Annotated in this window: 25 protein-coding genes and 1 pseudogene; 20 read left to right on the forward strand and 6 right to left on the reverse strand. The window is 27.1% G+C overall.

Features of this window, described 5'->3' with window-relative positions; all coding sequences use genetic code 11:
- The first annotated feature begins 23 nt into the window (after positions 1 to 23).
- From AYC61_RS15020 to AYC61_RS15030, 3 genes are all read left to right on the forward strand, one after another.
- A complete protein-coding gene (locus tag AYC61_RS15020; protein ID WP_066504140.1) occupies positions 24 to 641 on the forward strand; it encodes an HAD family hydrolase in 618 nt (205 codons plus the stop codon).
- A 336-nt stretch (positions 642 to 977) separates the two neighbouring features.
- Positions 978 to 2,216: a 6-phosphofructokinase gene (locus AYC61_RS15025; protein ID WP_066504143.1), complete on the forward strand. Its 1,239-nt coding sequence runs from the start codon at positions 978 to 980 to the stop codon at positions 2,214 to 2,216.
- 74 nt (positions 2,217 to 2,290) lie between these two features.
- Positions 2,291 to 3,136 carry a Cof-type HAD-IIB family hydrolase gene (locus AYC61_RS15030; protein ID WP_066504144.1) on the forward strand — a complete coding sequence of 282 codons (846 nt, stop codon included), beginning with the start codon at positions 2,291 to 2,293 and terminating at the stop codon, positions 3,134 to 3,136.
- Between the two features lie 97 nt (positions 3,137 to 3,233).
- Here AYC61_RS15030 and AYC61_RS15035 read toward each other — a convergent pair whose 3' ends face one another.
- Complete coding sequence (locus tag AYC61_RS15035) at positions 3,234 to 3,824, reverse strand: GrpB family protein (protein ID WP_066504146.1); 591 nt, start codon at positions 3,822 to 3,824, stop codon at positions 3,234 to 3,236.
- 133 nt (positions 3,825 to 3,957) lie between these two features.
- A pseudogene (locus tag AYC61_RS22300) lies at positions 3,958 to 4,041 on the reverse strand (AraC family transcriptional regulator); the annotation flags it as partial.
- A 332-nt stretch (positions 4,042 to 4,373) separates the two neighbouring features.
- On the opposite strand from AYC61_RS22300, the gene AYC61_RS15040 reads away from it, so the two are divergent.
- Both AYC61_RS15040 and AYC61_RS15045 read left to right on the forward strand, forming a co-directional pair.
- Entirely contained in the window at positions 4,374 to 4,760 is a 387-nt protein-coding gene (locus AYC61_RS15040; RefSeq protein WP_066504149.1) for a BlaI/MecI/CopY family transcriptional regulator, read from the forward strand.
- A 1-nt stretch (position 4,761) separates the two neighbouring features.
- Positions 4,762 to 6,273, forward strand: coding sequence for a M56 family metallopeptidase (locus AYC61_RS15045; RefSeq protein WP_066504152.1), 1,512 nt, complete (start codon positions 4,762 to 4,764; stop codon positions 6,271 to 6,273).
- Positions 6,274 to 6,417: 144 nt separating this feature from the next.
- Here AYC61_RS15045 and AYC61_RS15050 read toward each other — a convergent pair whose 3' ends face one another.
- The gene (locus tag AYC61_RS15050) at positions 6,418 to 7,005 is read right to left on the reverse strand and encodes a hypothetical protein (protein WP_066504154.1); all 588 of its coding nucleotides are present in this window, start codon (positions 7,003 to 7,005) and stop codon (positions 6,418 to 6,420) included.
- Positions 7,006 to 7,467: 462 nt separating this feature from the next.
- On the opposite strand from AYC61_RS15050, the gene AYC61_RS15055 reads away from it, so the two are divergent.
- Positions 7,468 to 8,280, forward strand: coding sequence for a hypothetical protein (locus AYC61_RS15055; protein ID WP_066504157.1), 813 nt, complete (start codon positions 7,468 to 7,470; stop codon positions 8,278 to 8,280).
- Positions 8,281 to 8,423: 143 nt separating this feature from the next.
- On the opposite strand, the gene AYC61_RS15060 is transcribed toward AYC61_RS15055, so the two are convergent.
- A complete protein-coding gene (locus AYC61_RS15060) occupies positions 8,424 to 9,593 on the reverse strand; it encodes a GGDEF domain-containing protein (RefSeq protein ID WP_066504160.1) in 1,170 nt (389 codons plus the stop codon).
- 343 nt (positions 9,594 to 9,936) lie between these two features.
- On the opposite strand from AYC61_RS15060, the gene AYC61_RS15065 reads away from it, so the two are divergent.
- The 4 genes from AYC61_RS15065 to AYC61_RS15080 all read left to right on the forward strand — a co-directional run bounded on the left by AYC61_RS15065 (position 9,937) and on the right by AYC61_RS15080 (position 15,050).
- Positions 9,937 to 10,197: a YciI family protein gene (locus AYC61_RS15065; protein ID WP_242866810.1), complete on the forward strand. Its 261-nt coding sequence runs from the start codon at positions 9,937 to 9,939 to the stop codon at positions 10,195 to 10,197.
- A gap of 379 nt (positions 10,198 to 10,576) precedes the next feature.
- The gene (locus AYC61_RS15070; RefSeq protein ID WP_066504166.1) at positions 10,577 to 12,325 is read left to right on the forward strand and encodes an ABC transporter ATP-binding protein; all 1,749 of its coding nucleotides are present in this window, start codon (positions 10,577 to 10,579) and stop codon (positions 12,323 to 12,325) included.
- Positions 12,326 to 12,339: 14 nt separating this feature from the next.
- Positions 12,340 to 14,430, forward strand: coding sequence for an ABC transporter ATP-binding protein (locus AYC61_RS15075; RefSeq protein ID WP_066504168.1), 2,091 nt, complete (start codon positions 12,340 to 12,342; stop codon positions 14,428 to 14,430).
- A 98-nt stretch (positions 14,431 to 14,528) separates the two neighbouring features.
- Positions 14,529 to 15,050, forward strand: coding sequence for an AAA family ATPase (locus tag AYC61_RS15080; RefSeq protein ID WP_066504173.1), 522 nt, complete (start codon positions 14,529 to 14,531; stop codon positions 15,048 to 15,050).
- Between the two features lie 6 nt (positions 15,051 to 15,056).
- On the opposite strand, the gene AYC61_RS15085 is transcribed toward AYC61_RS15080, so the two are convergent.
- Together AYC61_RS15085 and AYC61_RS15090 are read right to left on the reverse strand one after the other, a co-directional pair.
- The gene (locus AYC61_RS15085) at positions 15,057 to 16,469 is read right to left on the reverse strand and encodes a sensor histidine kinase (protein WP_066504177.1); all 1,413 of its coding nucleotides are present in this window, start codon (positions 16,467 to 16,469) and stop codon (positions 15,057 to 15,059) included.
- A gap of 1 nt (position 16,470) precedes the next feature.
- The gene (locus AYC61_RS15090; protein WP_066504179.1) at positions 16,471 to 17,190 is read right to left on the reverse strand and encodes a response regulator transcription factor; all 720 of its coding nucleotides are present in this window, start codon (positions 17,188 to 17,190) and stop codon (positions 16,471 to 16,473) included.
- Positions 17,191 to 17,379: 189 nt separating this feature from the next.
- Between AYC61_RS15090 and AYC61_RS15095 the strand changes: the two genes are divergently transcribed.
- From AYC61_RS15095 to AYC61_RS15140, 10 genes are all read left to right on the forward strand, one after another.
- On the forward strand, positions 17,380 to 18,120 hold the full coding sequence (locus AYC61_RS15095; protein WP_066504181.1) for an ABC transporter ATP-binding protein: 741 nt from the start codon (positions 17,380 to 17,382) through the stop codon (positions 18,118 to 18,120).
- The gene (locus AYC61_RS15100; RefSeq protein WP_066504184.1) at positions 18,110 to 18,859 is read left to right on the forward strand and encodes an ABC transporter permease; all 750 of its coding nucleotides are present in this window, start codon (positions 18,110 to 18,112) and stop codon (positions 18,857 to 18,859) included. Before AYC61_RS15095 ends, AYC61_RS15100 begins: the two co-directional genes overlap by 11 nt.
- On the forward strand, positions 18,860 to 19,603 hold the full coding sequence (locus tag AYC61_RS15105) for an ABC transporter permease (protein WP_066504189.1): 744 nt from the start codon (positions 18,860 to 18,862) through the stop codon (positions 19,601 to 19,603).
- Between the two features lie 329 nt (positions 19,604 to 19,932).
- Complete coding sequence (locus AYC61_RS15110; protein WP_066504194.1) at positions 19,933 to 20,772, forward strand: PRD domain-containing protein; 840 nt, start codon at positions 19,933 to 19,935, stop codon at positions 20,770 to 20,772.
- A 294-nt stretch (positions 20,773 to 21,066) separates the two neighbouring features.
- A complete protein-coding gene (gene nagA / locus AYC61_RS15115; RefSeq protein ID WP_066504199.1) occupies positions 21,067 to 22,221 on the forward strand; it encodes an N-acetylglucosamine-6-phosphate deacetylase in 1,155 nt (384 codons plus the stop codon).
- Positions 22,218 to 22,973 (forward strand): glucosamine-6-phosphate deaminase, encoded by a 756-nt coding sequence (gene nagB, locus AYC61_RS15120; RefSeq protein ID WP_066504202.1) that lies wholly within the window; start codon positions 22,218 to 22,220, stop codon positions 22,971 to 22,973. Before nagA ends, nagB begins: the two co-directional genes overlap by 4 nt.
- An 11-nt stretch (positions 22,974 to 22,984) precedes the next feature.
- Positions 22,985 to 23,461 carry a PTS sugar transporter subunit IIA gene (locus AYC61_RS15125; RefSeq protein WP_066504204.1) on the forward strand — a complete coding sequence of 159 codons (477 nt, stop codon included), beginning with the start codon at positions 22,985 to 22,987 and terminating at the stop codon, positions 23,459 to 23,461.
- Positions 23,462 to 23,672: 211 nt separating this feature from the next.
- Positions 23,673 to 23,933, forward strand: coding sequence for an HPr family phosphocarrier protein (locus tag AYC61_RS15130; RefSeq protein ID WP_066504206.1), 261 nt, complete (start codon positions 23,673 to 23,675; stop codon positions 23,931 to 23,933).
- Positions 23,934 to 24,231: 298 nt separating this feature from the next.
- On the forward strand, positions 24,232 to 25,635 hold the full coding sequence (gene nagE / locus AYC61_RS15135) for an N-acetylglucosamine-specific PTS transporter subunit IIBC (RefSeq protein WP_066504209.1): 1,404 nt from the start codon (positions 24,232 to 24,234) through the stop codon (positions 25,633 to 25,635).
- A 100-nt stretch (positions 25,636 to 25,735) separates the two neighbouring features.
- Positions 25,736 to 26,458 (forward strand): sugar isomerase domain-containing protein, encoded by a 723-nt coding sequence (locus tag AYC61_RS15140; RefSeq protein WP_066504210.1) that lies wholly within the window; start codon positions 25,736 to 25,738, stop codon positions 26,456 to 26,458.
- Positions 26,459 to 26,935: the final 477 nt, after the last annotated feature.

The raw sequence follows: 26,935 nt of genomic DNA on the forward strand, positions 1-26,935 counted from the left end.
AATTAACGAAAGAGAGGAATTCAATGTATAAATGCATAATTTTTGATGTGGACGGAACATTAGTAAATTCCGAGGAGAATATTATAGCTTCCTTTAAAAGGATAGTAAAAGAATATAAAAATGTAGATATGAAAGATGAAGAATTGTTTTTTTGTCTAGGGATAACATCTGAAAAAGCTTTGGAAAGAATGGATATAGAAGTAACTAAAGAGGTTTTAGATAGATGGATAAGATATTGTAAAGAGCTTAATCATTTGATAAAACCTTATAAAGATATAAAAGCTGTTTTATCTCAAATTAAAAATAAAGGTGTGTTAACAGGAGTGGTAACATCAAGATTGATAGAAGAATTCAACAATGACATTGAACCTTTAAATTTACATAATGATATTGATATAATAATATGTGCTGATGATACTATAAAGCATAAACCACATGGAGAACCATTGTTAGCTTTCTTAAATAAATCGGGTATAAAAAAAGATGATGCAATATATATTGGTGATTCAGTGTATGACTTTAAGTGTGCTAAGGATTCAGGAGTAGATTTTGCTTTAGCATTATGGGGAGCAAAAACAAAAGAAGGCATAAATGCTAAATATGAATTAAAAGAACCGAAAGATATTTTAGATTTAATATAAATGTATACATAGAAAGGCGATAGTAATTTGTTGTATAAATTCATAAAACTTTCCTATATTGCATGAAATTAATTGTGAATCAAAATTGTTGATAATATTAAGTATTTACTATTATAATTAAGATATAATGTTAGTATAAATCTATTAATCATAAAAAAGTTTAATCAGAAAGTTTAACTTGCAATTTTAACATAAAAAATATTAAAATTATAATGAATTAAAAGGAGGGAATTTTGTTTTATATCAGGTATTAGTACAACGTAATGAAATTATACGTAATGAAAAATTACATAAAGAGCATAAATATTAAAGGATTATTTAGATAGGAGAGATAAGATGAAAAACTGCCTTGTTGCACAATCAGGAGGCCCAACAGCTGTTATAAATTCAAGTATTGTTGGAGTTATAAAAGGAAATATGAAAGCACAATATTATGATAATGTTTATGGTGGCATTAATGGAATTGAAGGGATTTTAAATAATAAAATAATAAATCTATCAAAATTAGAAGAGTCAGATATAGAAAATTTAAAATACACACCTTCAGCAGGATTGGGTTCTTGCAGATTTAAGATGAAGGATTATAATACTTGTGAAGAAAATTATAAGGAATTATTTAATATTTTAGATGATTTAGATATTCAAACTTTTTTCTATATTGGTGGTAATGACTCTATGGATACGGTAAGTAAGCTTAGCGAGTATGCAAAGATAAAGGGTATTAATAAGCAAATAATCGGTATCCCTAAAACGATAGATAATGATCTATATTATACAGACCACACACCGGGTTTTGGAAGCGCCGCTAAATATATTGCTTCAACAGTATTAGAGACTTATTTAGATTCTAGTGTTTATATAAATAATGGTATTTTTATTACAGAAACTATGGGTAGAGATACAGGCTGGCTAGCTGCTAGCGCGGCACTTGCTAAAATAAATGGAAAAGCAGTAGCTGATTTCATTTATTTACCAGAGGTTGAATTTTCCCAAGAGCAATTCTTAAAAGATGTTACAAATAAATTTGAAACAAATAATAAAGTATATATAGTGGCATCAGAAGGTCTTAAAGATAAAGATGGAAATTATTTATCTTCTGTGAAATTAAGCAATAAACATGATACATTTTCTCATGCACAACTAGGAGGAGTTGGAAATTTCTTAAAGAGTTTGATAATTGAAAATAAAATAACTAACAGGGTAAAAGTCTTGGAATTGGGAGTATCTCAGCGTTGTGGTATGCACTGTGTATCAAATACTGATTTGCAAGAGGCTTGTTTAGTTGGAGAAAATGCTGTAAAATATTCTATAGAAGGTCATACAGGATTTATGGTAGGAATTAAAAGAGTTCAAAATAATCCTTATAAAATAGAAACTTTTAGAATAAACGCATCAGAAGTTGCAAATAAAATAAAGTATTTTCCAGATGAATGGATTACAGCAGATAAAAACAATGTTACAAAAGAAGCATATGAGTATATTACACCTTTGATAATTGGTAGTCCAAATATTAATATTGAGAATGGACTCCCTAGATATATTCAATTGCAATCTAAAGATATTATAAGTAAATAGTACTTAAACATGTTAAAATGCACTTACTGTATGGTGAGTGCTTTAATATTATTATTCTTACTAGGAGGTATAGCATGAAACATAAATTATTAGCACTAGATATGGATGGAACTTTATTAAATAGTGATTTAAAAATATCACAGGAAAATAAAATGGTTATTGAAGAATTGAAAGAAAAGGGAGTAGTAGTTACCATTGCTACAGGTAGAACTTATCCCGCTATTATAGCGTATGCTAGGGAGTTAAATATCGACGTACCTATTATAGCCTATAATGGAGGAATTATTAAATATTTGCATAATAACAGGATTATTTATTCTAATAATATTCCAGTAGAACAATGCATTAATACAATAGATATTTGTAAGGAATTTGATGTTGATTGTTATTTGTATAGTGAAAATAAGATTTTTATTGAAAAGCAAGGATTCCTTCTTGAGTTCTATGAAGAAATAAATAAAAATTTGAAAGAAAAAGAAAAAATTGAAATTGTAAATGTTAAGGATATGAAAAAAAGCCTTAAAGAAGACCCTAAAATATATAAGATAGTAGTTTTTTCTGATAATTCCAATGCAGTAAGTGAAGTTAGAAAAAAATTATTAAAAGAAGGTAATTTAGAAGTGTACAAGTCTTCAGATTGTTTTCTAGATGTAACAAATAAAGGTGCTAGCAAGGGATTTGGAGTAAAGAAATTAGCAGAATATCTTGGAATTGATAAAGAGAAAATTATAGCAGTTGGAGATAGTGACAATGATATCAGTATGATTAAATATGCAGGATTAGGAATTGCTATGGGTAATGCTATCGATGAAGCTAAGAAAGTTGCTGATTATGTGACTGAAGCAAACAATGATAATGGTGTAGCAAATGCAATCCGAAAACTGGTATTAAAAGAAAAAGAGAGTTATGGTTTAATATAACATAATAGCATATATGACAAGTTTGTTTCCTTATAATAATGGACGTAAAAACACTCCTTCTTGAAATAAGAGTGTTTTTTATCGTGTATATTTAAATTTATAAATGTCTTGGGCTATATTTATCACCATATTCTTCTTTTGCTTTTTTTGTGTATTTCAAAATGAAATCAGATTTAGCATCTGTATATCCATCTCGGTTATGCTCATACTTTTCTAGTAGTCTTAATTTAAGTTTACCATATTCGTTAGCGACTTCTTCATGCTGTATAAGATAGTCTCTAAAATATAATTCATTCCAGTCATCATAATATCGAACATGCAAGTGATATACTTTTTCTGCAAATCCTTCTTTTGTATAGCCTTTATTAAATGCCATACTCATATATGGTTTTTTTTGAGATGACATCAATAGCCAACCATTATTCAGTAGTGTATCTTTCAATTGTTCAATATTGCTCTTGTTATCTACTTCCAATAAAATATCAACTGTCGGCTTAGAAATCAATCCTTTAACAGCACTACTTCCTATATGATTAATGCGTATGATACTTTTTTTATCAATAAAACTCAAAAGTCTTTGTTTTTCAATTTCATACCAATTTTTATAATCAGTATTATGTTCTTTTAAGATGATGGGGAATAATTCCCATAATTCTTCAAGTGTCATTTCTGACAATTCTTTTCCCATATATACCTCCTCTCAAAAACTATACAGTTGTTCGTTGCTCCTATATTAATTATAAATAAATAATAGTCATTTGTATAATAATTTTTAATATTTTTGTTAGGTTATATAAATAGTTTTATCTAAAAGTTTTATATTAATGCTCTTTAACTGATTTAATATACTTTTTAGGTGTCATACCCGTATATTTTTTAAAAACAGTGGAGAAATAATTTTGATTTTTAAAGCCTTATGCAAATGTTGTTATAAAACAAATAGCAAGGTGGCTAAATAGATGTTAAACTTGTAAAAAGTATTGTCTTTAGATTTTTATAAACTTAGAAAATATAAATTATTAACTATAAGTAATTAAATAGATTTTAAAATTAAAAATAGTACAAATAAATGATATTTCTTTTATTTGTACTATTTTTATTATTTATGTTTGTTTAGATATCAGCAACATAATCTAGGTAAGTAAAATAATTAAAAAAAGTATTGCAATTTCATGTCTACAAGTGTAGACTATTTATAGAGTCAAAAACTACAAATGTAGTTATAGGAGGTGAAAAAATGAATCAATTACCGAAGATTACTGATTCTGAGTGGATAATTATGCAAATTGTTTGGAACGATCCACCACATACTTCTAGTGAAATTATGGATAACTTACCTGTAAATATTAATTGGAGACCAACTACAGTCAAGACATTATTAAGTAGATTGGTGAAAAAAAATATAGTAAGCTATGAGAAAAAGAATAGGACTTACTATTATTATCCATTATTATCAAAGGAAGAATGCATAAGAGCAGAGAGTAAATCATTTCTACAAAATAAATTTGGTGGAGCATTAAAGCTTATGATAGCTAATTTTCTAGAAATAGAGGATTTGTCTGACAAAGAAATAGACGAATTAAAAAACATACTAGATAATAGAAAAAATAAAGAGAGGGAGTAATATGGGTTATAATAGTATATTAAATTGGTTGTTAGATACATCTATCAAAGCAAGTGTAATAATTATAGTTATAATCTCTTTCAAATTCATATTAAAAGATAGAATCGGAGCTAATTTGAACTACAACATTTGGTTTCTACTTTTAGCAAAATTAATTATACCTTTTGCTCCAAAGACCTCATTTAGCATTTATAATTTACTGCATATTTTATATAGTAATATAAGTGCAATTGGTGATATAGTTCAAAATAATTCACATAATACTGTAGAGTTAATTAATAGCAATATAACTGAATTAGATATAAATAGGTTTGGATTTAATTTTAACGAAATTAATTCAATCAACTTAACTAATTTATGTTTTAAATTAGTATGTATTTGGGGATTAGTTGCTATTGGTATAGTATTATTTGCGATAGTTAATGATGTGATATTCAGAAAAAACTTAAACAAGTGTAGCATTTTGAAAGATAGAAATATAATAGCTACATATAATGCTTGTCTAGAAAAGATGCATATAAATAGAGATATACCTATTATTATGACAGATATGATAAGTACTCCTGCTATATATGGTGTGATACGACCGAAAATATTATTGCCATTAAATATTACTGAGTTACTTGATGAAAATGAGCTTAAATATGTTTTTTTACATGAGCTTTCTCACTATAAGAGAAAAGATGTGGTTGTATTCTGTTTAGTAACTATTTGCAAAGCACTAAATTGGTTTAACCCAATAGTGTGGTTTGGTTTAAATAGTATGAAATTTGATTGTGAGATAGCATGTGATGCTTTGGTGTTATCTTACATAAAAAATGATGAATTGATTGAATATGGAAACACTATACTTAATTTACTTAAAAAAGTTAATAACAAGGTTGTTAAGCCTTTAGGGGTTGTTGGAATGCTAGGATACAAATCTAATTTGAAAAGGAGGATAATAATGATTACGAAGTTTAAAAAAAGGACATTTAAAATAGTAACAATATCAATTGTAACAGTATGTTTAATGGGTGGGATGTTATTAACAAATGCAAAGGGTGAAACTAATTTTAGTATTAGTCAGTTAAAAGGAGAAAATGTAAAAAATGAAATGTTATGGCCGATTCCAAATAAATATATAGTAATAAATGATTATGGATTAAAAACTCATCCTGAGATCAAAAAGCAAAAATTTCATACCGGTATAGATATAAATGCAAAAAAAGGTGACTTAATCGTAGCTGTAAAAAGTGGGAGGGTACAATATTCTGGGGAATTGGATTCATATGGTCAAGCTATAATAGTTGCGCATGATAATGGATTAAGTACACTGTATGCTCATTGTGAAGAACTGCTTGTAAAAGAAGGTCAAAATATTAAGGCAGGTGAAGGAATTGCCAAAGTAGGTTCAACAGGATCTGCTACAGCACCACATTTACATTTTGAAGTAAGACAAAATGGTAAACATGTAAATCCACTACTAGAAGAGTATTTGGGAAATATATTAGAAAAAAATAATGGAAATTAATTAGAAATAAAGCTTTTATTGGGTACCCTTAGAGAAATATAATAAATAATTAACAAATCAAGTTATTGGATAAATTAATAAAAGATAGCTTACACTAATTCATATGAGTAAGCTATCTTTTATTACTAACTTATAAAAAAGAAATTAATTCTCAAAAGGATCAATAGTCTGTTTGTATTCTATAGGTTTGCCATCAGGTTCTTCACTGAAAATATTTTTTTCATTTCTTAGTGGTTTTTCATAGTGAAAATTTCTTTCTATACTAATTATTTTCCATTCATCATCTTCTTTAGCAAAATTATATTTTTTTACTACGGTATACGGTATTATGCTTTCATTATCACGTGGTGTTACTACCTTTTTAATATAAACATTTTTTAAAGATTTGAATTCATATACTCCTGAAATATGTACCTGTGCATCATATTGCTTAAAATTATTTTCAGCTGTAAAATTATATGCTTTTTCATATTCTGCTTTGTTCAAATTTTCAACAGGTATTATAAAATTTCTTTCAATATGCTTTTCTTCATTTATAATGCTGCTAAATAACGGTTTTATGCTGTTGAAATAATCATCATACTTAATTAGACAGCTAGCAAATTTATTATCTAGAATTTCAACTTTTTTTGCTGTTTCTACAATATTCTTGTCTACACTATTATTACATCCTGCTGTGCATAATACAATTAAAAAAATAAGAATAATTAAAACAAAAACATTATTTTTCATATAAATACCTCCTTTTAAAAGAATGTCATATTATTACCATTGTAAACAATATTAATACATATTGCAAATTATTATAAAACTTATTACTTTTTATTAATAAGTTATTTCTGAATTATTAACTAAACTACTCATAGTTTTGTAGTTTTGTGAATAAGCATGATTATATTAAAAATAAAATAATATTTACTCTTGATTTTTGAAACTGTTAGGTAAGGCAGTAAAACAGATTTACATGTAAAATTTGACAATAAATTGATTATTATATGTGTGAATTCAGACGATTATAAAGAAGGCGATATAATCAGATTTAATATTGATAGATATCATGTGTTAAATGAATAAAAATAAAAATATAATATGTTAAGCCTTAATATACTCATAAACTATTTTTGATATAATCTCTTTTTTAAGTTATTATAATTATATTATAATAATGTGAAAGCTAAAAAAGGAGATTTTTTAATGGGTAAATATGAACAGTTAGCAGATAAAGTTGAATTCTATTTAGATAATAATAGATTAAGTGAAATACAAGAATTTCTTATTGAAAATTCTAATTTGCCAGGAAGGAGAGCAAATTTAGAACTTGCAAAGGCTTTTGGAGATTATTTTGAAGGTAAAGTTATAGATGATGAATTATGGGATATGTTACATAGCTTTAGTAGTATAAACAATTGTGATGCGCCTACAAATGATCCAAAAGAGTTTCTGCCTTTTTGTGCTTTACAAGCATTTGGGAGTATTTATCTATACTTAGATAAGCAGAAACGTGCTATTATTTTTAGTCTACTAAAAAATTCAATGAATGACCCTAGATGGAGGATTAGAGAAGCAGTTGCAATGAGTTTTCAAAGAATTGCAGAAAAAGATTTTCAAGTAATCAGAGAACTAATAAGCTTCTCATACAAAGACTCTAATTTTTTAGAAAAACGCGCTTTTGCCTGCGCACTTGCACATCCTCCGATATTGAGTAAAAAAGAAAATGTATTGTTTTGTCTTCATATAAGTGAAGAAATATTAAAAGATATCAATAATCTAAATCCCACTGACTATAGAAATGAAAGTTTTAAAATTCTACAAAAAGGTATGGAATATGCGATTAGCGTATTTGTAGCAGAATTACCGACAGAAGGTTTTAACATGATGAAGAATTATGCTATGATTGACAATGAAATTATTAAAAAAATAATAAAATCAAATATAAACAAAAATAGATTAAGAAAAAAATATATAGAAAAAGTTGATGAAATCTCTGATATCTTGATAACTGATTAACATAAAATTACATAAGTTTATTTTCTTCAAAATGTGTTTGGACATCTATCGAATTGTAATATTAATGAAAACTCACGACTATTGGTAATAACTATATTATGTATAGCCGTGAGTTTTAAATGTTTTAGATTAATTTTTAGCTTCTAAGAATTATTAGATATATCAAATTTATAATAATTTCTACTTTCTTTTTTCCTTTTCTTTTCCAAATACATACAAGCATCTATATGTTTTATAAATTCTTCTGTTTTCATATTTGAGTTATATCTATATATTCCATATCCTGCACTAACACTTAAATTATATGGTTTAATATTAAGCATATTATAACTATGCAATTTATTTTTTATTTTAGTAATTATTTTTTTTAGATCATCTTCTTTTTTAAAATTTACAATAATAACAAATTCATCTCCAGCATATCTAGAAATAAAATCACATGGTTTAAAACATTCCTTTATTATCTTAACAATCGTTTTTAATGCTTCATCACCTTCAGTATGTCCATAACAATCATTTATAAGTTTGAAATTGTCTGCATCAATCATTATACCAGCAAAACTTTTTGATGGGTTTATATTTTTTATTTTACTTTCTAAATAGTAATCTAAATATTGTCTATTATAGGCATTTGTTAAATAGTCTAAATTTATGATTTGATTGCGTAATTGTAAAAAAATTAATATAGTAGAAATAGTCATCCCACACCAAATTAAAGATAGTTTGTAAAATATAATTTGTAGAATACAGCATATCATAGGAGGAAATAAAATAAGCAATAAAGATTGTAAGTTTCTTTTTTCAATTTTATTTCTATTAAAAGATATATTTACAAAAGATAGCAATAACATAATATAGCTTAGTGCTATAAATAAGGTATATAAATTACCTAATTTTAAATTATTACTATTGTCAAAATAAAAAAGAGCTTTATGAAAAGTATTTGTTAAAACAAGTATAGAATTAATCATAATTGGTATTAAATATGGTATAATTAATTTTTTCATTCTTATTTTGCTTTGATGTACCTGATAATCAATGTACAAACCCAAAAATGATGCAGGAAAGGCAAATAGCATATAATATATAGTATTTATAACAAAATGTGCTGTTTCATTAGCAAAAAAATTAGTATTTTCTATAATCCATTTAAAACTTCCTAAAAGTATTAACAAGCAATTAATTATAATAAGAAAAATAAAAAGTTTATTTTTACTAAAAAAGCAAGAATTATTTCTTTTAAGGTTTGTACAAATAATAATAAGTAGAATAAAAGCTAAAATATTTATGTCTAAATTTATTAATAATTCCATAAAATCACCTTTACCTTTTATTTCATTATAAACTTAAATTTATTATATCATAAAATACCTGGAATATGTCAAAAAAAACCTAATTTATTATAAATAATATTATATTAGATATATATTTACAATAAAATAATTAAATATGTAAAAAAGAAGAGATAATAAAATAAGTATTGACTTAGAACAAATGTTCGGATAAAATATTTATATTCCGTCTATTATTATTGAAGAGATATATCTATGTAAATGGAAAACAAAGAAAAAGAGTAATATAAAAATTTAATATAGTACAAATTATAATAAAATAAATAACTGGTAAGAGGTGGTAAATATAAAAAAAGGAGATATATTGTACGTTAGGATAGATCACAAAGTAGAAGGAGCTCAGGTTAATAGACAAGATTTTCTTGATCATATAAAATATCTTCAAGGAGTATCAAAAGAGAGATTTTTCATGGGTGGAGGATTTAAAAAGAAAGCAGGTGGAATGATTGTTTTTGCTGCAAGTGATTTAGATGAAGCAATTAAAATTTCAGAAGCAGATCCTTTAATTTCAAGAAATTTATATACATACGAAATAGTAGAGTGGGAAATGATTATTTTTTCGTAACATTATTCTGAAGTACAGGTTTTTAGTGAAAATATTAGATTAACTTATAATCAAAAAATGACATCTAGAATTTTTTAGTTTATAATAGTTATATTGGAAGAATTAAACCTTAATTTAGATGTCCATCTATATTATTCTAGTTAATGAAAGTTAAAAAATAATGTGTGAATTATCCATGATTATTCATGTTATTGTGAATGATATGATGAGGTTCATTTAATGGTGTTTTTTATAATCAGATGTAATCTTATTTATAAATCTCTTATTTAGTTTCTTCATAGGAGTAAGCGATTCACAGCTCGCAATTTTCTATGAATAATCTGGAATTATAATGGTTAGATAATTATTAAGGTAAATTCATAAAAGAAAGGGTGATGGAATGGTCGTAAAATGCATAAAACCATATATAAAGAAGTATTTTTTATTATACTTAATTGGAGTAGTAGGACTTTTCATTGTGGATTATTTTCAAGTTAAGATTCCTGCTATTATAGGTGCTACGACTGATGGTATTTCATTAGGTATTTATACTAATCAAGATATATATCAGTCCCTTTACAAATTAGTATCGATTGCAGTTATCATTATTATAGGTCGATTCATTTGGCGTTATTTTATTTTTGGAACTGCAAGAAAGATTGAGTATCATTTACGTAACGATTTTTTTAAACATTTAGAAAAACTATCCTTACGATATTTTAATCAAAATAAAACTGGTGACCTTATGGCTCATGCCACAAATGACTTGAATACAGTTAGAATGGCATTAGGTCAAGGTCTTTTGTTTGCTTTTGATTTTACTATACTTATTTCATTAGTTATCTATAGAATGATTAATGATATTTCAATTAGTCTTACTCTTGTAGCCGTAATACCATTACCATTTATAGCGGTATTTGGTGTTGGGTTTGGAAAAGTAATGATAAATCGATTTAGAGCAAAACAAGAAGCTTTCTCTAAAATGAGTGAACAAGTACAAGAAAATATTTCTGGCATACGTGTTATAAAAGCCTTTACTCAAGAGAGTAATGAAAGAAATGCATTTGATGAAGTAAATAAATATAACTTTACTAAAAATATTCAGGTTGTAAAACTATTTGCTTTTTTACATCCATTTATAACACTAATTAGTGGATTAAGTACAATGCTAACTATCGGGTATGGTGGTTATTTAACAATGATAGGTAGTATTTCATTAGGTCAATTTATTGCTTTCACACAGTATCTTGGAATGCTTGTATGGCCTATGATGGCATTTAGTATGACTATCAACATGTTTTCTCAAGGCTTTACATCAGCAAAAAGAATTCAAAATATCTTAGATGTTAAGCCCGAAATTGTGGATTCAAATACCATGGTTAAATTTGATAAACTTAAAGGAAATATAAAATTTGATAATCTTACTTTTGATTATCCAAATGGTCAAAAGGGAGCTTTAAAAGATATTAAAGTTGAAATAAAGCAAGGTCAAACAATTGGAATAATTGGACGTACAGGAAGTGGAAAAACAACATTTGTAAATTTATTACTTCGTCTTTATAATCCTAAAAAATCAACTTTATTTATTGATGGAGTGGATATTTTAGATATTCCATTGAAAACTTTACGTAGAGAGATAGGTTATGTGCCTCAAGATAATTATTTATTTTCAAATACTATTAAGAACAATATACTGTTTGGAGCAAGGGATAAAAATCAAAGTCAAGTGGAAAAAGCTGCAAACATGTCAGATGTTCATGACAATATAGTAGATTTCCCTGATAAATATGAAACTATAATAGGAGAAAGAGGAACTACTTTATCAGGTGGACAGAAGCAAAGAGTTTCCATTGCAAGAGCATTAATAAAGGATCCATCTATTTTGATTTTAGATGATGCGGTTTCGGCTGTAGATACAAAGACAGAAGAAAAAATATTGAGCGAACTAGAGCAGGTACGTATGGGCAAAACAACAATCATTATTGCTCATCGTATATCTACACTTAAGCAAGCTGATAAGATATTGGTAATAGATGAAGGGGATATTATTGAACAAGGAACAAATGATGAGTTAATTGCTTTGGATGGATTATATGCTGATATGGTTAGAAAGCAGCAGCTTGAAAAAGCTTTAGAAGATGAGGCGTAGGAGGTGTTGAAAATATGAATAATCATGATGAAATTGAATACAAATCCTATGACCCGGCAATTATGAAAAGGCTCATGGGTTATGCAAAGCCTTATAGACATATGATTGCATTTAGTGTTCTATTATTACTTTTAGCAACCGCAATGCAGCTTGTTCAACCTCTTTTATTAGGCGGAGCAATAGATACAATATTTCAAAAATATGATAAGACATTTGCTATAACTGAAGATGGAGATATAGATGTTTTAAATTATAGGCTTAAATACATTGATTTAAAAGATGATGAAAAGGATATAAAGCAGTTAAATAAAGATATTTCTTATGCTACAATTATTTATATAAATGATAAGTACTATTTAACTACTGAATTAACTCCTAAAGATTTAACACTTTTAAAAAGTGCTAAAAATTCAAAACAAGGATTAAATATATCAGGCAAGACTTTGGAATATAATGGTAATACATATAAGGCTGAGTTATTAAACAAGGAAGATATAAAAATTCTTAGAAAAATGGATTTTGATAAACTTAAAAATTTAGTATTAATATATTTATTATTATTAATTGTAGGTATGATTACAGCGTATTATCAGGCAATTTTGCTTCAAAGAACAGGGCAGAAAATCATCTACAATATACGTAATGAAATATTTGCACATATAGAAGGATTATCAATTAATTATTTTAACAATAATCCTGTTGGTAAATTAGTGACTAGAGTTACAAATGATACTGAAACACTCAATGAAATGTATACAAGTGTTATTGCAAACTCTATTAAAAATATTTTTATATTAGTAGGAATTATTGCAATGATGTTTAGTTTGAACGTTAAATTAACACTAATTGTTTTAGCTATCGTACCTGTGATTTTAGTAATTACAATTGTTTACAAAAAATATTCAAGAGAGAATTTCAGGATGGTACGTACACGTGTAGCAAAAATAAATACCTTCTTATCTGAACATATACAAGGAATGAAAATCATTCAGATATTTGGTATGGAAGAAAAAGTATATGAAGAATTTGATAAAATTAATAAAAATTTATTAAATTCAAATTTGAAAGCTATAATATTATTTGGCATATATAAACCATTGATGTATGCTATGTATATTACTGGAATATGTCTTGTATTAGGAATTGGAGGTAATATGGTTTTGAAAGGAACATTAACCATAGGTACTTTAGTTATTTTCTTCCAATACAATACAAGGTTTTTTCAACCTATTCAAGAGCTTGCGGAGCAATTTAATGTGTTACAGTCAGCTATGGCTTCCGCTGAAAAAATATTTAGAGTATTAGATACTAAAGATTCAATAAATAATCCTAAAGAATCAAAAAAATTCAATGAAGTAAAGGGTCAAATAGAATTTAAAAATGTATGGTTTGCTTATGATAATGATGACTATGTACTCAGAGACGTTTCATTTAAAGTGAATCCTGGAGAAACGGTTGCTTTCGTTGGAGCTACCGGGGCTGGTAAGACATCAATTCTAAACTTAATAAGTCGCTATTATGATATTCAAAAAGGTCAGATATTAGTGGATGGTGTAGATGTAAGAGATTATGACAAAGAAAGTATTAGACGCAATGTAGGACAAATGCTTCAAGATGTTTTTCTATTTTCAGGTGATATAAAGAGTAATATTCGTCTTCGTAATGATGAAATAACGATTGAGGAAATACAAAAGGCTGCAAAGTATGTTAATGCAGATTATTTTATTCAAAAGCTACCTAACAAATATGATGAAAAAGTTTATGAAAGAGGGGCTACTTTCTCAGCAGGACAAAGGCAACTTCTTTCCTTTGCGAGAACCTTAGTATTTAATCCAGCTATACTTATTTTAGATGAAGCAACAGCAAATATTGATACTGAGACAGAATTATTGATTCAAGATGCTATGCAAAAGCTCATGAAAGGACGTACAACACTAGTCGTAGCACATAGATTATCAACAATACAACACGCTGATAAAATAATAGTTCTGCATAAAGGGAAGATACGAGAAATGGGTAGTCACCAAGAGTTGCTTCTTAAAAAAGGTATGTATTATAAGTTGTATGAACTTCAATATAAGGATCAAGTTAAAAAAGAGGTTTAGCACATATAAAATTAGATAATAACAATACTGGATTGAAGAATTTATATGCTTTTGATTCGGTATTGTTTTATTTATAAAAATAGTGAGGTGTGAAGATTTTGATAATTCTGTTAAATGGAGCTTTTGGAGTTGGGAAGACTACAACAGCCTTTAAACTTTGTGAAAAAATAGATAATGCATTTATTTTTGATCCTGAAGAAGTTGGATATATGGTACGTAAAATTACAGAGGGAGTTAGGTTAAAAAAAGAAGAAACAGATGATTTTCAAGATATAGAAATATGGAAGATGCTTGTTGTAGAGACAGCAAAGAGATTAAAGATTCAATACAATAAAAATCTTATAATCCCAATGACAATATATAAGCAAGATAATTTTAACTTTATAATACAAGATTTAAAGAATTTAGATAAAGATTTTTATCATTTTTGTCTTACTGCGAAAAGAGATACTATAAAAAACAGACTCATAAAAAGAGAAAATGAGTCTAAAGGATGGGCATTTGATAGAATAGATGAGTGTGTTAGTGCTTTTGAAAATGATATTTTTAATGAGCATATATACACAGATTGTATAAATGAAGATGAAGTTGTAAAAAAAATATTGAAGAAGATTTTATAAAATAAGTCAATACAGCTTTATTACAACTTCTGTGCCTTCATTTTTAGTACTGTTAACTAAAATATCTCCATTATGAGACTGGATAATATCTTTAGCTATAGCCATTCCTAGCCCTGATCCTTCAATAGAAGAAGATGTATTTGTTCCTCGGTAGTATTTATTAAAGATATGTGTTAAGTCTTCTTTGTTTATGCCTTTACCGTTATCTTTTATGCTTATATTGAAGCATGTTGTTTTAGTAAGAGATATCTTAACTTTTACAGTGTTATCATTATGCTTTAATGCATTCACAATGAGATTAACTATTGCTCTTTTCATTAGGTCTTGATCTATGTCTAACAAAACATCAGCATCATATTTTATAAAAGAAATATCATACTTAGAGTAATTAGGATTATTTAAAATCTCTATAACTATTTCAACTAAAAAGTTGTTTAAATCTACCTTAGTTAATTTTAAAGGTATAAGCTTATTTTCCAGTTTATTGGTTAAATTCAAATCATCAATTAAAGTTTGAATGTACATGGATTTGCTGTATATGATATTGGAATAATTTATTATTTCTTTTTTTGTAAAGTTATAATCATTGTTTTTCATAATTTCAGCAAACCCTTTTATAGAAGATAGTGGTGTTTTCAAATCGTGTGATATTGAACTAATCCATTCATTTCTTATTTTTTCAACTTCTTTTCTTTTTTCAAGACTATTGTTTAAAACAGAACCTAAGCTGTTTAAATTAAAAAAAACGTGCTTAAAAATACCAGTTTCACCATATTTCTTACTGTAGTTTCCATGAGCTAAAGCATCTACTGCATTTATTATATTGTTTATAGGCGCTGCAAATTTTCTAGCAAGTACTATATAAGCTAAAAGTACAATGATTAATACATCAATAATAAATATGATTATTAAATTATTTTTTAACTTATAATATTCAGAGGGATTTACTATCAAAGTATGTTTTGCAGCTTTTTCTAAAGGAAAGCCTATAAGATACATTTTTTCTTCATTTTGATTTTTTACATTATAAATAAATATAGTATTCTTATTTACATCATATTTGTGATTATGCAGTAGTTCAAACATTGTATAATTTGAAGGTATATTTGATGGCTTGTATATAGAGTATTTTTCATTCAAATTTTCATCTAAAATTTGAAGCCATGCATCAGATTTTTTTAATAGTGTTTTACCTTCATTTGTTACAGCTAGAGTATTGTTATTAAGTATTATATGTTTTTCAAAATTTCTAGTAAATTTTTCAGGATTAAAATTAGAAGCATGTTGAAAGCTTATTAAACCTATTCCTGCTATGCTTATATTTATACCTATTATTAAAACAAGCATTATAAGATAAAGTATTAAAAATGTATTTGTAATTTTAATATTAGTTTTCCATATAGTATATTTTTTTTTCACGTTAATTCCCCAATTCTTGCGTTGAAAACTTATAACCCATTCCCTTAACCGTTTTTATTATTTTAGGATTAGAAGGGTCATTTTCTAGTTTTGTTCTTAGCTTTCTCATATGAACCATTATAGTATTATCATATCCTTCAAAATCTGTACCCCAAACATTAAGACATATTAGATTTTTACTTAAAATATAATCATGATTTTGAGCCATATAAACAAGTAATTTGTATTCTGTTGGGGTTAATCTTATTTCACTGTTATTCTTAGTTACTGTACCTCTGTTTATATCAATGGAAATTTCATCAAAGGATAATATATTATATTTGCTTTTTTCTTTTACATAAGTATTTCTTTTTAAATTAGCAACTACTCTTAGAGCAACTTCTTTAGGACTAAAAGGCTTAGTTACATAATCATCTGCTCCAATTCTAAAAGCAAAATATTTATCAAAGTCTTCAGACTTAGCTGATAAAAATATAATTGGAACATATGAAAAATCTCTTATCTTTTTACATACTTCAAAACCATCAATATCAGGAAGCATTATATCAAGAATAATTATATCTGGTGATACCTTTTTAGTCATTTCAACAGCTTTTTCTCCATTTGTGACTTTGTATATGTTGGTAAAGCCCTCCTTTTTAAGTACAGTTTCTAAAAGGAGTAATAATTCCAGTTCATCATCTACTAGAAGTATTTTTTTATCGTATATAGTATTTTGCACGGCACAATCACATCTCTTTCAATTTATATATTTTAAATATAGCAAATATTATAGTTAACATCAATACACATATAGCAAAAATAAGGTTCTGTTAAGGTTGTGATTAACAAGAGTTAAGCTTTGGTAGTTATTATTAGTTTAGTACACAAGTTTTGGATTATAAAAATTAAATTATAGGAGGATATTTTTATGGAAAATTATATTATTGAAACTAATAACTTAACAAAAGCCTATAAAGATATGGTGGCTGTTAATAATGTTAATCTAAAAATCAGAGAAGGGTTAATATATGGGTTTTTAGGACCTAATGGAGCTGGTAAATCAACTACTATAGGTATGCTTTTAGGGTTAATAAAGCCTACAAAAGGAAGTGTAAAAATATTTGATATGGATATCAAAAAGAACAGAATGAAGATTTTAAGAAACATAGGATCTATAATAGAATCACCTTCATATTATGGCAATCTTTCTGCTTATGATAATCTTAAAATTTCAGCAGATATATTAGGATTAGATTATAAAAATATTGGTGAAGTTTTAGGTACAGTTAATCTTACAAAGGTAAAAAATAAAAAGGTCAAGAAATTTTCACTGGGAATGAAGCAGAGACTTGGAATAGCACAAGCATTAATAGGAATGCCTAAGCTGTTATTATTAGATGAACCAACTAATGGACTTGACCCTGTAGGTATACATGAAATAAGAGAGCTAATAAAAAGCTTACCTAAAAAATATGGTATGACAGTTCTTATATCAAGTCATATATTAAGTGAAATAGAACTCATAGCTAATGATATTGGAATAATAAATGAAGGTAAACTTCTGTTTCAGGGAACTCTTGATGAATTGAAAAATTCAAATCCTAATAAAAATCTTGAAGAAATATTCTTTAATATTCTCGAATATGGTGGTGGGAATAATGCTAAATAGACTAATAAAGACCGAAATTTTTAAATACAGGAAAAGTCCACAGCATCTTTTTACTTTGCTTATACCATTTGTTATGTTTGGTTTATGCTTTATAGATTTTTATGCTAGAAAAAATACTATAGTCAGTAACAGTAAAAAGTTTTTTGATATATATGAAGGCTGGAGGACTGTTTTATTTGAAAGCTTCTATGCAAATGGATGGTTTATAATTCTACCTACTACAGTTATTATAATAGTTTATCTATCTAATCATATAGAAAATGCAGATAATACATTTAAACTAATGCTTGCAAAACCAATAAAAAGAAAACATATAATTTTAAGTAAGTTAATTGTTAGTACAGTGTGGGTTTCAATAATAGTATTACTTACGTATTTAGGTGTTTTTACAGTAGCAAATATAAACGATATGCTAAATAATGTAAATTATTCAATAGTAGGTATTTATATTGTATCAATAATGTATGCAGTAACTGCACTTATGAGTTTTCAACAGCTTTTGAGCTTGATATTTAAAAACGAAATAACACCGCTTATTATAGGATTTTGTGCATGTTTTGGGAGTTTAATAATAGGACAAAGCAGACTATTAATAGATACTGTACCGTATGCTTTTATATTAGGCTTAGCACCAGGTAATGACTGTTATATTCTTCGAAGTCTCATTAGCTCAAGCATCTGTATTGTACTGTCATTAGTATTAAGTATAAAGATTTTTAATAGAAAGGATGTAAGATAGATGAAAAATGTAGGATTGATGAAATTAATAAAGGTTGAGTTTAATAAATTAAAAGGTACTAAATTGCTTATTATTTTTATGATATTTCCAATATTGTTTTGTTCATTAGGATTTATGAATGTAGTAAGATATAAAGAACTGTTCTTAGCTAATGATCCTTGGTCTAGTATATATGAGCAGAATGCAATATTTTATGGAGGTGTGTTTTTTCCTATATTAATAGCTATTGTAGTAGGAGCAGTAACAAGGGTAGAGTATAAAAACAATAACTTAAAGAAAATACTCTCACTTCCAGTTAAAAGAGAAAGCTTATATATGAGCAAGTTTATAGCGACATGTATAATAATTCTTATAAATGTACTCATATTTATAGCTTTTATTGTAATAAGTGCAGTACTATTAATACATCCAGAACATATACCATCATTTATCATAACAAGTCCACTTATTGCGTTTACTGTTTCATTACCGATAGTAGCTATTTATTATTATTTGAATATTAGATTTAAAAATATGTTAATACCATTGATTTTAGCAGTATGTTTAATACTTCCAACAATGATGATAAATGCAACTAAATTTTGGTTTATATTTCCCTTTGCATATCCGAGTCATTTGATAATGGCTGGAACGAGTTTTTATAATAACAGTATTTCAATATCAATGATAGTTTTTGCAATTATAATATTTTCACTTTTTATTAGTATGGGGATAAAAAATTTCAAGAAAATGGATATTGGATAGATCAAATTTTGGTTTAAGCTATAAGCAAGCCTGTTTTGCTCTTTTTTTCAAAAAAATTATTGACAAACGTTTTCTGAATATATTATAATTAATATACAATTAAATGATTAATCTATTAGGCACGTAACTGCAAAACAGGCGTAAACCTATATACTAATAATACAAATAAAGTATTAGTATATGTGTTTGCGTCTTTTCTTTTAGCAAAAAGGAATTACAAACTTCTTGAAACTATTGTTAATATATAGAATTATCGCGATATTGAATGTAAAATCTTTTTATAGCTATAATAAATCAATAGAAGATTTTGTTTTATTGGGGGTGTAACGTTGAATAAAAAGAATTATAAAATATTGAAAATTTTGAATAATAATATAATTCTTGCTTATGACTTAAAAAATAAAAAAGAAACTATACTCATGGGTAAGGGGTTAGGGTTTAATAAGAAAGAAAACTCAAAGGAATATATCCCTAATAAAAATATTCAAAGATCTTTTATAGCAAATGATGAAAGAATCAAAAATGAATATTTTAGACTTGTTAAACAGATAGATCCTAAAATCATTGAAATATGTGAAAAAATCATACAAATATCTGAACAAAAGTTAGGAGATTTAAATAGTCATATTCATATAATACTTGTCGATCATATAGCTTTTGCAATAGAAAGAGTAAAGACAGGATTAGAAATCACAAATCCCTTTATTGATGAAATTAAAATACTATACCCTGATGAATTTGATATTGCAGCTGAAGGAATAGAAATGATTAAGAAAAACTTGGATTTAGATTTGGGACTTGGAGAAGTAGGATTTATTTCAATGCATCTTCATTCATCTAGGAAAAACATTAAAGTAAAAGAAACTGTAAAAAATACTAGAATATTAAATGAAATAATAAATATCATAGAAGAAGGTTTAAATATAAAGTTAGACAAAACACAATATAGTTATAAAAGACTAATAAATCATCTTCAGAGTACTTTAAGTAGAATCAAGAACAAAAAATGTATTAAAAATCCTCTTTTAGATAATATAAAGAAAGAATTTAAAGATTCATATGTAATCATAGAAAAAATAAAAGCTAAAATTGAAAAAGAGTATGAATTGGAGGTTCCAGAACAGGAACTTGGCTATATGGCTATTCATATTGAGCGTTTAAAAAATTAAATGAAAATGTAACCCAGATTATTAATAGAAAATTATGAGCAGAGAACTAGAATTTATGATTTTATGAGAATTGCTTGCATATTATTCAAAGTTATATATAATCAGGGTTTAAGTGTGTTACTGTTAAATCAGGCATTAACTTATAGTAGAAAAGATTATTTTTCTATTTAAAGTTAATGCCTTTTTTTATACAGAAAACCTAGATCATAGGTTTGGTGAGATCGCTTACTTCTATGAAGGAACTGATTAGGAGTAAATTAAAATTTAGATAATAAAATTATGGGAGATGTTTTTATGAAAGCAATTGTCAATGGAAAAATAATTCTAAAAGATTGTATAAAAGAAGATTGTGTACTTCTGTATGGTGAAAAAATTATGGATATAGTGCCAAAAAAAGAAATTGATTCTTTTGAGGAATTTGAAGAAGTCATTGATGCTCAAGGTAATTATGTTGCACCAGGTTTAATAGATGTTCATATTCATGGAAGTGGCGGTTCAGATGTTATGGATGGTACGTTTGAAGCACTAAATAATATATCTAAAGCAATAGTAAAAAATGGTGTAACGTCTTTCTTACCTACAACAATGACAATGTCAAAAGAGCATGTAGTGAAAGCTTTTGAAAAGATAAAAGAAGCAATGAATAAAAAACTTGATGGAGCTAAAATTCAAGGAGCTCACATGGAAGGACCTTTTATAAATCCTAAATTCAAAGGAGCTCAAAATGAAAAATATATAATGAGTCCAGATTATGAACTTATTGAGCCATATTTGGATATTCTAAAAATAATAACAATGGCGCCTGAAATGGATGAGGATAATGAATTTATCAATAAGTTTAAAGGGAATAAAAATATTAGACTTTCAATGGGACATACCAATGCTTCCTTTGAAGAAGCAATGAATGCTATAGATAATGGTGTAACATATGCAACACATACTTTTAATGCTATGACAGGACTTCATCATAGAGAACCAGGTGTAGTAGGAGCAGTTTTTTCAAGAAATATTAATTGTGAGCTAATAGCAGATACAATACATGTTCATCCAGGATTTTTTCAAGCTTTTATTGATATAAACAAAAAAGATAAAGTAATTCTAATAACAGACTCCATGCGAGCAGGATGTCTCAAAAGTGGCGAATATGATTTAGGAGGACAAAAAGTATTAGTAGATGATTCATCAGCAAGGTTAGAAGATGGTACATTAGCTGGAAGTATATTAAAGTTAAACGAAGCTGTTAGAAATGTAAGAAATAATACAAATTTCGAGTTGTTTGATTTAGTTAATATGGCTAGTTTAAATCAAGCAAAAGCTATAGGATTAGATGACAAAATAGGGAGTATAGAAAAAGGTAAAATTGCTGATTTGGTTATTTTTGATGAAGATATAAATGCCATAAAAACAATAATAGATGGAAAAATAGTGTACGAGGTGAAAACAAAATGAAAATAATTTGTGTTGACAATTATGAACAAATGAGTAAAAAAGCAGGTAACATTGTAGCAAGTCAACTTATTCTTAAACCTGATAGTGTTTTGGGACTTGCAACTGGTTCAACACCTTTAGGGATGTATAAAGAATTAATTGAGCTATATAAGCAGGGAGATATTGATTTTAATAAAGTTACAACCTTTAATTTAGACGAGTATTACAATTTGAGCAGGGATAATAATCAAAGCTATTACTACTATATGAATGAAAATTTTTTCAATCATATAAATATTGATATGAATCATGTGAATATACCAGATGGAATGGCAAAAGATATTGAAAAAGAATGTATAGAATATGAAAAAAGAATAAGAACAAACGGAGGTATAGACCTTCAAATCCTAGGAGTTGGAAGAAATGGACATATAGGCTTTAATGAACCTGATGTAAAATTTGAGGCACTTACACACATGGTTAAGCTTGATGAACAAACAATAAAGGATAATTCACGGTTTTTTGAACTCATTGAAGATGTTCCAACTAAAGCAATTAGTATGGGAATAAAAACTATTATGCAATCTAAAAAAATAATCCTTTTAGCTAATGGAGAAGAAAAGGCTGATTCAATTTATGGTGCAATTAGTGGTGATATAACTCCTGAGATCCCAGTTTCTGTTTTGCAGTTACATCCGGATGTGACATTTATAATAGATAAAAAAGCAGCAATGAAATTGGATTTGGAAAAAATGAAAGAATTTTGTTTATAAGGAGGCATAGGATGTTGAATTTGTTTAGAAAAAAAAGAGAGGTAGTTATAATGCCCCCTTTTGTAGGTGAAAGGATTGATATAACGGAAGTTAATGACGAAGCTTTTTCTAATAAAATGGTTGGAGATGGTGTAGCTGTTATACCTACATCTAATGTTGCAAAAGCACCTTGTAATGGGAAGATAATTCAAATTTTTCCTACTAATCATGCTTTTTGTCTTGAAACAAAGGAAGGACTAGAAATATTAGTTCATATAGGTTTAGATACTGTGGAGTTAAAAGGAAAAGGATTCAAAAGACTAGTTGAAGTAGGATGTGAAGTAGAAAAAGGGCAAGCTATCATTGAAGCTGATTTTAAATATATTAAAGAAATTGGTAAAGATATAACTAGTATTTTAGTAATAACAAACATGGACAAAGTAGATAGTATCAGTAAAAATTTCAATGATGATGAGGATGAAATGTTAAAAGTAAAAATTAAAGCTTAATTATGATTTAATATGAAAATTGAATTTCATGCGCCATGGTTTTGTTTATTAAGGCATCCAATGGATTACAAATATCTTGTAGGATGCCTCAATATTCAATCTATAATGCAATTTTCGAACTAATAAATTTAGTAAATATTTGATTGAACAAAACTCATATTTATAAATTCTACTACTATATGAGTTTAATAATAAAACAAAGAGGGATGCTATGGAAAAATCAGTTGTTATTCTTAATGAAATGGGGCTACATGCTATACCAACTGTTTTATTTGTAAAGAACGCATCACAATTTGAATCTAAAATATTTGTACAATTTAATGGTAAATCATCAAATGCAAAATCTGTTATTGGGTTAATGAGCTTAGAGGTAAAAAAAGGTGATGAAATAAAAATTTTAGCTGATGGAGAGGATGCACCAGAAGCTATAAGCAAATTAACTGAACTAGTAAAGTTAAAATTTGGTGAATAACAATTTTTAAGGTCTTGTAGCCTGTTCCAGAAATATTATGAAAGGAGGCGTTACTTAATTTAAAATAATGTATTTAAGGGAAAAAACACAAAGAGGATGTCAGATAAATTAATTTTTACTAAAGCTATTTTATTTAAATTTTAAAGCTTGAATTTATAGTTTTATATATATAAGTTGAGCATATTGTTTTTAAAAGATTTGTAAATGGTCTTAATGATTAATAATTGTATATTAGTGTAAGTTTATGGATGATTTATTATTAATTTTGACAATACCTAATACTAAAGGAGGTAAAATTATGAAAAAGTTATTTGGAGAATTACAGAGAATTGGTAAAGCTTTAATGTTACCTATAGCAGTATTACCAGCAGCAGCGTTATTATTACGTTTAGGAGCAGATGATATATTTAATATTTTGTTTATTAAAAAAGCTGGTGAAGCAATATTTGCTAATTTGCCATTGATATTTGCTATAGGTGTTTCTGTAGGTATAGCTTTTGATGGTTCTGGTGCAGCAGGTTTAGCAGGAACAATTTCATATTTTGTTTTAACACAAGGAGCAACAACAATAAATGCAGATATAAATATGGGTGTATTAGCGGGTATTATTTCAGGTTATATGGCAGGAAAATTATATAATAAGTTTTATGATTTTAAAGTACCAGATTATTTAGGATTCTTTGGAGGCAAACGATTTGTACCTATAATAAGTGGTGCGTGTTCACTTATTTTGGCGCTTGTATTTGGCTATGTTTGGCCGGTTATACAAAATGGTATTTTTGCATTTGGACAATGGCTTACTGAAGCTGGCGCATTAGGTGTTGGAGTATATGGAGTATGTAATTCATTATTGTTACCTTTTGGTTTGCATCATATTTTAAACAGTTTAGTATGGTTTGTCTTTGGTGATTTCACTAATGCAGCAGGAGAAATAATAAATGGAGATTTATTCCGTTTCTTAGCTGGAGATCCAACTGCAGGTTCATTTATGGCAGGGTTTTATCCAATATTTATGTTTGGTATGCCTGCTGCTGCACTGGCTATGTACAGAACAGCTAGAAAAGATCAAAAGAAACTAGTTGGTGGTGTATTATTTAGTGCTGCTTTCACATTCTTTCTAACAGGTATTGGAGAACCACTTTTATTTAGTTTCTGTTTTGCAGCTCCATTATTATATTTATTCCATGCACTTTTACAAGGGTCATCTTTAGCAATAGCATATATACTTGGCATAAAACATGGTTTCGGATTCTCAGCAGGTTTAATAGATTATGTATTAGATTGGGGCTTAGCTACTAAACCGTGGTTGTTGATACCTATGGGTATAGGTTTCTTTATTATTTATTATTTCTTATTTACATTTGCAATTAAGAAATTCGATTTACACACACCTGGTAGAGAGCCTATTGATGATGATGAGTTAAATAATAAAGTTGATGAAATAAGCAATTTAGATGATGTAGAAAAAACTAAGAAATATATAGAATATTTAGGCGGTTATGACAATTTTGATAGAGTTGAAGCATGTATAACACGTTTAAGATTAAATGTAAATGATGAAAAATTAGTTAACAAAAAAGGATTAAAAGGTTTAGGAGCTTCAGGTGTATTACAAGTAAAGAATAGTATACAAGTAGTTGTTGGTACAAAGGCTGAAAGAATAGCATCAGATATTAACAAAGAATTAAAAAAGAATAAGTAGTAATCAATCCTAAATCATTTTAGAAAATTCAAATTAGAACTTTGTTCATAATTTAATTATATGAGTAATCTGAGTTAAAAATAAATTGGAGGTAAAGATAATGGTATTAAACGAGTATTTAAAAAAATTAAATGAATTAATCAACACAGTAGGAGAAACACAACATGAAAATATAGTGAAAGTAGCTAAAATATTTGCAGAAAAAATCAAACAGGATAAGATAATACATGTTTTTGGAACAGGACATTCTCATATGATTGGTATAGAAATGTTTGTTAGAGCTGGTGGACTTGCTAATATTAATGCAATGCTAGATGATAGTATTACAACAGCTGCAGGAGCCAGAAGAGGAAGCTTAACAGAAAGATTAAGCGGATTAGCAGAGATAATATGGAATCAATATGATATCGATAAAGATGACGTTATGATTATAATATCAAACTCAGGAAGAAATAGTGTTCCAGTAGAGATGGCAATGAAGGCTAAAGAAGAAGGATTAACTTTAATTGCAATTACTTCACTTGATCATTCAAAAAATTGTGAGTCAAGACATTCCAGTGGAAAGAGATTATTTGAACTAGCAGATATAGTAATAGATAATTGCGTACCAGGAGGAGACAGCTTATTAGATTTTAATGGTGTAAAATCAGGACCTGGATCAACAATAGCAGGAGCTGCAATAGTTGATAGTATTCTTGTAGAAACTTTAGAATTATTATCAGAAGAGGGACAACCTTTGCCTGTATTTGGAAGTCAAAACCAAGATGGTTATAACAATGATGATCTTTACGAAAAATACAGTAGTAGAATTAAGCATATGTAAAATGAATAAATAGTTTAGTAGAAAAATACTATTTATACTAGTAGAATACAGAAGTAAATCCTATTAAACAGATGGATATACTTCTGTTTTTTTAAAAATACGAATATTTGAAAAAATTATAGACTATTTAATTATATAATTTACATGTAGGAACGCAACTTATTGTGTTTTTTGATGTAGTTGTGTTTTATATTACTATATTACTATATGGTACATGAAAGTTAGCGTAAAGTTATTGTAGGAAAAAAATAAAAAAAGAAAGCACCCTTTTGTGATAATATAAGTTTGCGAAAACAAATTTAACAAAAGGATGGTGCTTTCTTATGTATGATAGTATACTACACTTTAATGAGTTTGGGGTAAAAGTTTTAGAAAAAATAATAAAAACATTTATAGAAGACAAAACACAAACTATCGGAGATTTAGTAGACATGCTGAATAAGCCGTTACAAGAACTACAATGTAATATAATTTCTG

Origin of the sequence: Abyssisolibacter fermentans (genome assembly GCF_001559865.1) — a bacterium.
Lineage (GTDB): Bacteria > Bacillota > Clostridia > Tissierellales > MCWD3 > Abyssisolibacter > Abyssisolibacter fermentans.

What these genes read in the sequence shown, in the direction of transcription:
- AYC61_RS15095 (WP_066504181.1), top strand. Translation starts at nt 17,380, where the DNA reads ATGGAAAATTATATTATTGAAACTAATAACTTAACAAAAGCCTATAAA.
- AYC61_RS15045 (WP_066504152.1), top strand. Translation starts at nt 4,762, where the DNA reads ATGGGTTATAATAGTATATTAAATTGGTTGTTAGATACATCTATCAAA.
- AYC61_RS15130 (WP_066504206.1), top strand. Translation starts at nt 23,673, where the DNA reads ATGGAAAAATCAGTTGTTATTCTTAATGAAATGGGGCTACATGCTATA.
- AYC61_RS15100 (WP_066504184.1), top strand. Translation starts at nt 18,110, where the DNA reads ATGCTAAATAGACTAATAAAGACCGAAATTTTTAAATACAGGAAAAGT.
- nagA (WP_066504199.1), top strand. Translation starts at nt 21,067, where the DNA reads ATGAAAGCAATTGTCAATGGAAAAATAATTCTAAAAGATTGTATAAAA.
- AYC61_RS15070 (WP_066504166.1), top strand. Translation starts at nt 10,577, where the DNA reads ATGGTCGTAAAATGCATAAAACCATATATAAAGAAGTATTTTTTATTA.
- AYC61_RS15060 (WP_066504160.1), bottom strand. Translation starts at nt 9,593, where the DNA reads ATGGAATTATTAATAAATTTAGACATAAATATTTTAGCTTTTATTCTA.
- AYC61_RS15075 (WP_066504168.1), top strand. Translation starts at nt 12,340, where the DNA reads ATGAATAATCATGATGAAATTGAATACAAATCCTATGACCCGGCAATT.
- AYC61_RS15020 (WP_066504140.1), top strand. Translation starts at nt 24, where the DNA reads ATGTATAAATGCATAATTTTTGATGTGGACGGAACATTAGTAAATTCC.
- AYC61_RS15040 (WP_066504149.1), top strand. Translation starts at nt 4,374, where the DNA reads ATGAATCAATTACCGAAGATTACTGATTCTGAGTGGATAATTATGCAA.
- AYC61_RS15125 (WP_066504204.1), top strand. Translation starts at nt 22,985, where the DNA reads ATGTTGAATTTGTTTAGAAAAAAAAGAGAGGTAGTTATAATGCCCCCT.
- nagE (WP_066504209.1), top strand. Translation starts at nt 24,232, where the DNA reads ATGAAAAAGTTATTTGGAGAATTACAGAGAATTGGTAAAGCTTTAATG.
- AYC61_RS15050 (WP_066504154.1), bottom strand. Translation starts at nt 7,005, where the DNA reads ATGAAAAATAATGTTTTTGTTTTAATTATTCTTATTTTTTTAATTGTA.
- nagB (WP_066504202.1), top strand. Translation starts at nt 22,218, where the DNA reads ATGAAAATAATTTGTGTTGACAATTATGAACAAATGAGTAAAAAAGCA.
- AYC61_RS15035 (WP_066504146.1), bottom strand. Translation starts at nt 3,824, where the DNA reads ATGGGAAAAGAATTGTCAGAAATGACACTTGAAGAATTATGGGAATTA.
- AYC61_RS15025 (WP_066504143.1), top strand. Translation starts at nt 978, where the DNA reads ATGAAAAACTGCCTTGTTGCACAATCAGGAGGCCCAACAGCTGTTATA.
- AYC61_RS15055 (WP_066504157.1), top strand. Translation starts at nt 7,468, where the DNA reads ATGGGTAAATATGAACAGTTAGCAGATAAAGTTGAATTCTATTTAGAT.
- AYC61_RS15030 (WP_066504144.1), top strand. Translation starts at nt 2,291, where the DNA reads ATGAAACATAAATTATTAGCACTAGATATGGATGGAACTTTATTAAAT.
- AYC61_RS15140 (WP_066504210.1), top strand. Translation starts at nt 25,736, where the DNA reads ATGGTATTAAACGAGTATTTAAAAAAATTAAATGAATTAATCAACACA.
- AYC61_RS15105 (WP_066504189.1), top strand. Translation starts at nt 18,860, where the DNA reads ATGAAAAATGTAGGATTGATGAAATTAATAAAGGTTGAGTTTAATAAA.